This window comes from Azonexus sp. (assembly GCF_036170495.1).
GTDB lineage: Bacteria > Pseudomonadota > Gammaproteobacteria > Burkholderiales > Rhodocyclaceae > Azonexus.
This window is the reverse complement of record NZ_JAVHPH010000441.1, coordinates 1-8705: the sequence shown is the minus strand read 5'-3', so window position 1 is coordinate 8705 and position 8705 is coordinate 1. Positions and strand designations below refer to the sequence as shown.

The following is an 8705-nucleotide window of genomic DNA, read 5'->3' as shown; positions in this document are numbered from 1 at the left end:
CCCGCCAGCTCGGCATCAGCCGCAATACGCTGTATCGCAAGCTGGGCCGGATGTAGTTGCTAGTTGCTAGTTGCTAGTTGCTAGTTGCTAGTTGCTAGTTGTTGGCTGTTGGCTGTTGGCTAACCGCTACAGACCGACCGGCAGCGGATTCCGCGTCAGCGCCACGCTGACGATGTAGGCATAGGTCAGCACGGCTAGCCAGAAGTAGCGTTTCCGGATGGCCTGGGTCCGGCCGCGTTTGAGCGCCATCATGCCGAGCAGGATGTAGGCGAGCAAGCCGCAGAGCTTGGCCGTCAGCCAGCCGTTCACAAACGGGTATTGGCCGCTCAGCCAGGCCATGGTCAGGGCGCTACCGAGGAGCAGGCTATCGACGATGTGCGGTATCACGCGCGTCAGCCGGTGCTGGCGCAGCGGCGATTCACGCCACATCCACCAGCCGCGCAGGCAGAAGCCGAGGCCACTGAGAACGACGCAGGTGACGTGCAGGTGTTTGAGGGCGAGATAGCTCATGGCGTTGCCAGTCTGGCCGTCATTTCCGCCAGATGCTGGCGATAGCGCCCGATGGCGCCGGCCAGATTCCACCACAGCCAGCCATTGGCCGCGGCAAAGGCCAGACCGGCCGGGCGGGCCAGCCAGGCCGGGAAGAAGATGGCGGCAAGCAGCAGGGCCAGGGCGGCGGCATAAGCCAGCATCTGGCGGTGCATGGCAGGCTCGGCGAGAATCTTGTTCATGGCCGGGGCCGGCACCTTGGCTTGGCCGCAATTCTGCAAGTGCATCCAGGACAGGAAAGGGACAATCTTGTAGAGCATGCCGGTGATGAAGGGAATAAATCCACCGGCCATGAGCAATACGCCGAAGATCAGCGTCCAGCCGTCGATGTCGGCAGCCGCCGGCAGGATTGCTACGGTCAACAGGAAAAAAAGGCTAAAAATGGAAAGTATCAGGCCGAGCTGCCAGTAGCGGTAGGTGGCATCCGGCCGCGCCCGCCGCCGCTTGCCCTGCAGACGCAAGGTCAGCCCGGCGAAGGCGATGCCAGCCAGCCCGGCGCCAAACTGGCCGAGGCGGACGAGCAGCGGCCAGTCGCCGAGCACGCCTGCGCTCCACAGCAGCAGCATGGCCAGCATGAAAACCGGGAACCACCAACTGGCGCGCGCCGGGTAGCCGGGCGTCAGCTGGAACATCGGCACCACGACGTAGGCCATCGCCGCGAGCAGGACCCCGGCCCAGCCGCCCAGTCCCCAGCCGGCATGCAGGTCAACCAGCGCCACCAGCGGCAAGGGCCAGCCGCAGGCCAGCCCCAGGGCGAGGACGACACCAAGGCCGACAACGCCGGCCAGACCGAACAAGGCAAACCTGATGCCACGAATGGTTGGGCTGCTCGTCGGGACAGCGACCAGGGCGCTGACGGTCATGGCCAGAAAGAACAGCACTGTCAGACCGAGCATGAAAGCGGCGATGCCGAGCAGCGCGGGCGCCCCGAAGAGAAAACCGGCGGCCAGCAGGAGCGCTCCGGCCGAGAGACCGGGATGGACGATACGGGCCACGGCCACCGGCCATTTCAGGCTGGCCCCGGCAACCACCGGCAAAATCTGGATGAGCGCGCCGAGCATGACTTGGAGCATGAAACCGATGGTGATCAGGTGGGTGGCGGCCAGGGCGCCGGGCGTCCACCGCGAGGCGAAGACATCCGGCCCCTCGAAGGCGACAAGCAGGCCGGCCAGCATCGCAAAAAGCGGTGCGGTCAGAAAAAAGCGCAGCGGCGCGGCGAAGGGCGGCGCGTTTTCAAAGGCCAGCATCGCTTGCAGGAAGCCTGAAGGGTCGAGAAAAGCGGCTGACTCAGCGCGAAATCAGGATTTCGAAGGTACCGTCGGGCAGCAACTCAGTTTCGTAGTTGTGGCCATTCTGGCGCAGCACCTTGTAGAGCGGATGCGGCTCACGGAAAAGGAGGAGCAGCATCTTTTCACCGTCCTTGAGTGTATCGAGCATTTCCATGGTCGCCACGAAGGGGCCAGGCGGCTCCATGTAGCGGGCGTCAACGACGTGCGGGGTCTTGGCATGGCTCATTGTGCGCACAGTTCCGTTTCCAGGCGTTCGAGAATAGCCGGCAGTTCTGCGCTCAGATGCTGGTCGCACATGGGGTAGAGCATATTTTCTTCCTTCATGTTGTGCTGCTGCATCATGATGACCAGGGTATCGGCCAGCCCGAGATAATCCTCGGCGTTGTCTGTCTTGAGGGCCTCGGCGGCATCGTTGAGCAGGCTGCGCAGTTGCTCGTGCTCCATGCGCATAACCTGGGTTGGCCCCATGCGCATGCCGGTTTTGGCTTCGAAGGTCGGGAACAGCGTTTTTTCCTCGCTGTCGAAATGGGCCAGCATGGCCGAATGGAAATGCCCGAAGGCGGCGCGGGCCAGGTCGAACTTGCCCTTGCCGACGGCCTCCTCGGCTTCGGCAAACAGATCATCGCAACGGCGATGGTCATCGGTCATAAAACTGCGAATGGTGGTCATGGACGGCTCAGTGGCTAAGGATGAGCCATTCTCGGTGCTGCCGCCCGAGCGCCTCCTTGACCATCATCAAATCCGCCTCAATCAACTGCCGCAGAGTCCGACCTGCAAGCCATCGAACCAGTTGATGAAGCGCTGCACATCGGCCCCCTGATAGATGGCGCCATGCTGCGGACAGAGCATGTCAATCTCCATTTGCGAAGCGCGCTCGCACCAGCGCCGCTTGGCCTCGTTGGAACCCATCCAGCGCCGGTGGAAGCCCTCGGCATGGCGGATGTGCTTGTCAAAATTATCCACGAACAGGCCATCTTCGCCCGGTGGTAGCAGGGCCGCGCCGACGTCACCGGAAAACAGCACCTTGGCGACCTTGTCGTAGAGATGGAGATTGCCCGACGAATGCAGGTAGTGCGCCGGAATGGCCTGCAGGTGCAGGCCATCCAGCAAAATGTCGAGACCTTCGTCGGGCATCGCCACGAAAGTTTCCGTCGAGCCGCCAAAATGCGGAATGAAACTGCTCCATAGCCAGCTGACATAACAGCGCATCTGCGGATTGAATTCGAGCCACAGGGCCAGCGACGAGCAGATGTCGGGGTCCTGGTGCGAGGCAAAAATAGCGCTCAGGGCCGACGGGTCGAACTCCGCGGACAAGGCCGAGAACACCGCCGGAAATATTTCCGCCCCACCCGGATCGACCAGCATCCCCTGATTGCCGTGGGTCACCAGGTATTCATTGGTATCGATCAGATAATTCGGCTTATCAGGATCGCGCACGATGGCGATCCATTTGTGCTTGCCATCTTCGAAAATCGTTTTTGTTTTTTTCACGCATCCGCTCCCGTATTCTCAGTTGCCGGTAAAAAAGGCTGACCGGCGCAGCGCCTCCAGCGAGGCGCGAATTTCTTCGACGACGCCGTCGAATTCCCCCGAAACCTGCGACAGCGGCACGGCAAAGGATTGTCCATAGGCCGCCTCGATCTTGGCCGATTTGGCCAGCACGCCACCCAGCTCAACCATCCGGAAAGCATCGTCGAGCGCCGCTCGCAGCTGCTTGCGCAAGCGGACCAGGCGCTCGGCATGGCGCTCGTTTTCAGCTTCCCGGGCGGCCAGCACCAGGCGCCCACAGGCGGCCGGCGACAGCTCGACCGCCTGGCGCAGCAGCGCGGTATGGCGAATATCCTGGAGCACGACGGAAACCTCGGTGACGCAGCCGTGAATCTGGCGGGTCAGCGCCGACATGCCGTCGCGCAGATCCTGCGAGAAGACCCGCAACTCGTTGGACAGTACACCAAAGCCCCGCGCCGCCGTTCCCGCCCGCTTGGCGAGGAAGATGGCATTGAGGGCCATGATGTTGATCTTGAAGGAAACGCCGACCACCGATTTGATTTCCTCGTTGATCCGCACGATGCGCAACAGGTCTACGCCGGCCAGCTGCGCCTTGGTCGGTCGTGTGGTCAAAGCAGTCGTCATGGTCATTCCGCAGCCTGTTGTTCAGTCAGACAGCAATGTATCAATTTCAGCAAGGAACAACCAGAATACTGTTGATTTTGCCACTTATTTTTCGTGCACATAGCTGCCCGGTGCATCAGCCAGGGCCGGAAATTTGCGATTGGCCGCCGGGTAAACCGCGACGAGATCACCGGTTCGTTCGCCCAGCCAGTGCGTCCAGTCATCCCACCAGGTGCCCGGCTTTTTCTCGGCCCGGTCGAACCAGTGTTCCCAGTGCTCGTTGCGTTCCGGTTCGCCGATCCAGTAGGCGCGTTTGGGCGGATTGGCCGGCGGATTGACGATGCCGAGGATGTGCCCCGAGGTCGACAGCACGAAGCGCACGGGCGCCTTGACGTTGATCTGCTTGCGGATGCGGTAGCACTGCTTCCAGGGCGCGATGTGGTCATCTTCGGCGGTTACCGCGTAGAGCGGCTGGGTGATGAGGTCGAGGTCGATCGTTTCGCCGGCGATGGTCAGCTTGTCGCGCTTGATTAGATTGTTGTTGAGGTAGAACTCACGCAGGTAGTAGGAATGCATGGCTTGCGGCATGCGCGTCGTGTCCATGTTCCAGAACAGCACATCGAAGGCCGGCAGCGACTGGCCGAGCAGGTAGCTGCTGACCCAGTAATTCCAGATCAGCGCGTTCGACCGTAGCAGGCGGAAGGAACTGGCCATTTCGCTGCCGTCGAGGAAACCCTTCTTGGCCATCGACTCTTCGAGCGCATTGATACAGGCTTCGTCGATGAAAACGTCGATGTCGCCCGGGTGGGCAAAATCGGTCAGGGTGGTGAACAGCGTCCAGTGGGCGACCGGTACCTTGTCCGCCCCGAAATGCTTGTTGGCCCAGGCCATGTAGGTGCTGACCAGCGTACCGCCGATGCAGTAGCCAACCAGATGGACCTTGGGTACCTTGCAGAACGCGCTCACGACATGCACGACTTCGTTGACGCCTTCGAGCAGATAATCGTCGAAACGAACGTCGGCCAAGTCCTCACCCGGATTCTTCCAGCTCGTGATGAACACCGAGAAACCCTGATCGGTGAGGTATTTGACCAGGCTCTTCTTGGCCGTCAGGTCGAGGATGTAGAACTTGTTGATCCACGGCGTGATGATGACGATGGGCATCGCCCGGACCTTGTCGGTGGTCGGCGTGTAGTGGATCAATTCGACCAGCCGGTTGCGGAAGACCACCTTGCCCGGCGTCGTGGCCAGATCCTCGCCAACCTTGAAGGCGTCCGGCTCGACCATCAGGATATTCTTGGCCTTGACGTCGCGCTGGAAGTTTTCCCAACCCTGCTTGAGGCTGCCGCCATTGGTTTCGACGAAGCGTTTCATGGCCACCGGGTTGAGCCAGAAAAAATTGGTCGGCGCCACCATGTTGAGCCAGTTCCGCAGCCAGAAGGCGGAGCGGCGACGCTCCTTGTCGGACAGCCCCGGTGTTTCGAAGAGCATGTCCTCGAAACGATGCTCGAAGGCAACGTACCACTCCTTGACGATGTCCCAGCTCGCCGCTTCGGTCCATACCGGGTCGGCAAAACGGGAATCATCGGCGCTCGGCCGGACGACATCACCCGATGAAACGCCCAGCGCCCGACGCATGATATGCGACTGGAGCGCAACAAGATCGCCGGACAGCGCGCTCATGGCGCGGGTCAGCTCTTGGGGATGCATCCACCAGGCCATTTGCGCATTGAGCAGCGAGGTCGTGACGCCGTAGGGGTCGATGGCGTTGCTGACCGCCTTGCCGAGCGATTCGACCGGGCTCAGGGTATTGATGTCGACGCCGTTGCGATGGGCGGTTTCATTACCAGACATGGGGTTTCCTCTGACAGATTGAGCAGGAATATAACGTATTGATGTTACAGCGACACAAACTCACCAGGGAGCGGCAAGCGGACATTCGACCAGCCCAGCGTGGCTTCGATGGCCCGCTTGAAATTGGCTGAAGCGCCGGCTTCTCCGTGCACGACGAAGGTGTTGGCTGGCGCATTGTGAAAACCACCTAGCCACTTGAGCAAGGCGGCCTGATCGGCATGGGCCGACAAGCCGCCAACGGTGTAAATGCGGGCGCGGACCGGCACCGGCTGGCCGAAGATATGGACGAGCTTTGCCCCGTCGACGAGGCGCCGACCGAGCGTGCCCGCCGCCTGAAAGCCGGCGATCAGGATCGTGCATTCGCTGCGCGGCAGGTTTTCGCGCAGGTGGTACTTGATCCGCCCGGCCTCGCACATGCCGCTGGCCGAAATGATCACGGCGCCGCTGCGCATGTCGTTGAGTTGGATGGAACGCTCGACATCGGCGACCAGTTCGAGGCTCATCTGCTTGGGATGAGCCTTGAGCCAGGCGATCAATTCGCGCGTTTCCGGATCGAGCAGGTTCTGGTTGGCCAGCGTGATGCGCGTTGCCGCGTTGGCCATCGGCGAATCGACGTAAACCTTGAGCGGCGCCAGGCGCTTGCGGCGCACGAGGTCGGCCAGCATGTAGATGATTTCCTGCGTCCGCCCGACAGCGAAGGCCGGGATGATCAGGTTGCCCTTGGCGGCCCGGGTACGCTCGAAGGCGGCGACGATTTCATCTTCGGTTTCCGGCATCGAGCGGTGCAGGCGGTCGCCGTAGGTCGATTCAATGAGCAACACGTCGGCCTCAGTGGGCGATGGTGCCGGGTCGCACAGCACCGGCCGGTCCGACATGCCGAGATCGCCGGAAAAGACCAGCCGGCGGGGCTTGCCCTCTCCGCTGACGGTCACTTCGAGCGAGGCCGAGCCGAGAATGTGGCCGGCATCGCGGAAAATGACGCTGACGTTTTCGGCCGTTTTTTCCGGTTGACCGTAGGAAACGGGTCGCAGCAGCTTGAGCGAGGCCAGCGCCTGCGCGACGGAATACAAAGGCGCCGGAATGCCCCGTTCGGCCTTGCCACCCCGCCGCCGATGGCGCAATTGCCACTCGGCTTCCTTTTCCTGGATGTGGGCGCTGTCCGGCAAGAGCACCTCAAGCAGGTCGATCGTTGCCGGCGTGGCATAGACCGGGCCGCGATAACCGAGCATGGCAAGCCGGGGCAACAAGCCGGAATGATCGATGTGGGCGTGGGTGAGCAGAACGAAATCGATTTGCCGGACATCGAAGCCGAAATTGAGGGCTTTCTGGTTCTTTTGCCGCGCTTCGGGGCCGCCCTGGAACATGCCGCAATCGACCAGAAAACGGACACCGCCCGCTTCCACCAAGGTACAGGAACCGGTCACTTCACCGGCCGCTCCGAGAAACCCGAGACGCATGTTTTCATTCCTCCCGACTTGGCGTAGCATGAACCTCAATAAGGCTGAATGCAACGCCAGCAGACCATTTCAGGAGGTTACGCATGTTCCAGCATATTTTCGTTCCGACCGATGGCTCCGAACTTTCCCGCGCCACGGCACAACGCGCCGTCTCCTTCGCCAAGGAAGCCGGCGCCCGGATTACGGTGTTTTTCGCCAAGCCGGAATATCCCATCGCCTACTTCGGCGAAGGCGCCCTGATCGACCCGACGACCCCCGAAAAATTCGCCGAGCTGGCCGACCAGCAAGCCCGCGAATACCTCGGTGAAGTCGAGAAAATGTGCGCCGAGGCCGGCGTCCAGTGCAGCACGGCTGCCGCCACCAGCGACATTCCCTACGAAGCGATTATCGAAGCCGCCGAGAAATCCGGCTGCGACCTGATTTTCATGGCCTCCCACGGCCGCCGCGGCATCAGTGGCTTCCTGCTCGGCAGCGAAACCAACAAGGTACTGACCCATTCCAAGGTGCCGGTACTGGTTTATCGCTGAGCCAGCAGAACTCACTCAACGGCCGGTGCAGCGCCCCTGCCCCGGCCTGATGCGGCACAGCACTTCGCCGCTGGCGGTATCGATGAACGCCACTTCTTCCAGCGCACCAAGCAGATAGCGCTTTTTCAGCGTGAAATCGGTCGGCTTGCCATAGGTCGCCTTCCAGAAAGTCGTGCTCTCGCTGATCACCGGCTCGATCAGCCGTGCCCTTGCCCGCATGCCGACGCGGCCGGCCAGCGCGGCAGGCAGATTGGCGGAAAACCCGGCTTCGTCATCGACGGCACGCGGATAGAAATCGTAGAGATTGGCGAAGGCGAGGAAATAATCGTAGCGCCAGCTGACCTTCATCGTCTGCGGCTCTCCGATCTTGTCTTCAGCGCGGTATTCGCCACGCTCGACCGGGACCGACTGCAGGGGCAGGAATTTGTAGCGGTAATAATCGTCGACCGTCGGATCGGCCAGCGGCTGCCAGCTCCACCCCTCGGCGATCTGATTAAAGGCCATGCGGTAGCGCACGTCGATCCGCTCGTCGGCAATATTGACCTGAAGGCTGGCGCCCGCCGTCAGATCGACATCGACTTCAATCAACTGCCCGACTTTGGCGCGGAGGCTTTCGGGTGGCAACTGAGCGATGTCCGCGAACTGCCGCTCGGCGCTGTCGGCCGCCCGGGCAGGGCTCAAAAAGACGGCGACTACAGTCGCCGCGAAGATGAATCGGAGGAAAAACATGATGACCTGAATCGCTTCCCATGGAGCAACAAGTCGGGCGAATTTTCCGCGCCGACACCTGAACCGCCCATGATGCATATCAACAAATCCTGATGCGGCTTACACCTGCGTCTGCGTCACTGCCTTGCGGAAGCGGATTAGCGCGATGGTGAAGAAACAGGCGCCGACGCCGGTCATGGCCAGCAGGT

The 8705-nt window shown here is 61.5% G+C and carries 11 protein-coding genes; 2 read left to right on the top strand and 9 right to left on the bottom strand.

Annotated elements, in window-relative coordinates; translation table 11 throughout:
* The coding region (locus ADADOO_RS15925; RefSeq protein ID WP_511278490.1) for a helix-turn-helix domain-containing protein at positions 1–56 on the top strand (56 nt) is incomplete at its 5' end.
* Between the two features lie 70 nt (positions 57–126).
* Here ADADOO_RS15925 and ADADOO_RS15920 read toward each other — a convergent pair.
* From ADADOO_RS15920 to ADADOO_RS15885, 8 genes are all read right to left on the bottom strand, one after another.
* Positions 127–510: a SirB2 family protein gene (locus ADADOO_RS15920; protein WP_511278489.1), complete on the bottom strand. Its 384-nt coding sequence runs from the start codon at positions 508–510 to the stop codon at positions 127–129.
* The gene (locus tag ADADOO_RS15915; RefSeq protein WP_511278488.1) at positions 507–1796 is read right to left on the bottom strand and encodes a hypothetical protein; all 1290 of its coding nucleotides are present in this window, start codon (positions 1794–1796) and stop codon (positions 507–509) included. Before ADADOO_RS15915 ends, ADADOO_RS15920 begins: the two co-directional genes overlap by 4 nt.
* Positions 1797–1836: 40 nt before the next feature.
* Positions 1837–2064, bottom strand: a complete 228-nt coding sequence (locus ADADOO_RS15910; RefSeq protein ID WP_511278487.1) for a DUF2249 domain-containing protein — start codon at positions 2062–2064, stop codon at positions 1837–1839.
* Positions 2061–2507, bottom strand: a complete 447-nt coding sequence (locus ADADOO_RS15905) for a hemerythrin domain-containing protein (protein WP_511278486.1) — start codon at positions 2505–2507, stop codon at positions 2061–2063. The genes ADADOO_RS15910 and ADADOO_RS15905 overlap by 4 nt, the downstream gene beginning before the upstream one ends.
* Before the next feature lie 81 nt (positions 2508–2588).
* Positions 2589–3329, bottom strand: coding sequence for an oxygen-binding di-iron domain-containing protein (locus tag ADADOO_RS15900; RefSeq protein WP_511278485.1), 741 nt, complete (start codon positions 3327–3329; stop codon positions 2589–2591).
* A gap of 18 nt (positions 3330–3347) precedes the next feature.
* Positions 3348–3971, bottom strand: coding sequence for a chemotaxis protein (locus ADADOO_RS15895; protein WP_511278484.1), 624 nt, complete (start codon positions 3969–3971; stop codon positions 3348–3350).
* Positions 3972–4055: 84 nt separating this feature from the next.
* On the bottom strand, positions 4056–5804 hold the full coding sequence (locus ADADOO_RS15890) for a PHA/PHB synthase family protein (RefSeq protein WP_511278483.1): 1749 nt from the start codon (positions 5802–5804) through the stop codon (positions 4056–4058).
* Between the two features lie 44 nt (positions 5805–5848).
* Complete coding sequence (locus ADADOO_RS15885; protein ID WP_511278482.1) at positions 5849–7261, bottom strand: MBL fold metallo-hydrolase RNA specificity domain-containing protein; 1413 nt, start codon at positions 7259–7261, stop codon at positions 5849–5851.
* An 83-nt stretch (positions 7262–7344) separates the two neighbouring features.
* On the opposite strand from ADADOO_RS15885, the gene ADADOO_RS15880 reads away from it, so the two are divergent.
* Positions 7345–7788, top strand: coding sequence for a universal stress protein (locus tag ADADOO_RS15880; protein ID WP_511278481.1), 444 nt, complete (start codon positions 7345–7347; stop codon positions 7786–7788).
* Positions 7789–7803: 15 nt separating this feature from the next.
* Here ADADOO_RS15880 and ADADOO_RS15875 read toward each other — a convergent pair whose 3' ends face one another.
* A complete protein-coding gene (locus tag ADADOO_RS15875) occupies positions 7804–8517 on the bottom strand; it encodes a hypothetical protein (protein WP_511278480.1) in 714 nt (237 codons plus the stop codon).
* Between the last annotated feature and the right edge of the window lie 188 nt (positions 8518–8705).

Coding starts and splice junctions, on each gene's coding strand:
- ADADOO_RS15920 (WP_511278489.1), bottom strand. CDS start 510: ATGAGCTATCTCGCCCTCAAACACCTGCACGTCACCTGCGTCGTTCTC.
- ADADOO_RS15895 (WP_511278484.1), bottom strand. CDS start 3,971: ATGACGACTGCTTTGACCACACGACCGACCAAGGCGCAGCTGGCCGGC.
- ADADOO_RS15910 (WP_511278487.1), bottom strand. CDS start 2,064: ATGAGCCATGCCAAGACCCCGCACGTCGTTGACGCCCGCTACATGGAG.
- ADADOO_RS15915 (WP_511278488.1), bottom strand. CDS start 1,796: ATGCTGGCCTTTGAAAACGCGCCGCCCTTCGCCGCGCCGCTGCGCTTT.
- ADADOO_RS15880 (WP_511278481.1), top strand. CDS start 7,345: ATGTTCCAGCATATTTTCGTTCCGACCGATGGCTCCGAACTTTCCCGC.
- ADADOO_RS15890 (WP_511278483.1), bottom strand. CDS start 5,804: ATGTCTGGTAATGAAACCGCCCATCGCAACGGCGTCGACATCAATACC.
- ADADOO_RS15885 (WP_511278482.1), bottom strand. CDS start 7,261: ATGCGTCTCGGGTTTCTCGGAGCGGCCGGTGAAGTGACCGGTTCCTGT.
- ADADOO_RS15905 (WP_511278486.1), bottom strand. CDS start 2,507: ATGACCACCATTCGCAGTTTTATGACCGATGACCATCGCCGTTGCGAT.
- ADADOO_RS15875 (WP_511278480.1), bottom strand. CDS start 8,517: ATGTTTTTCCTCCGATTCATCTTCGCGGCGACTGTAGTCGCCGTCTTT.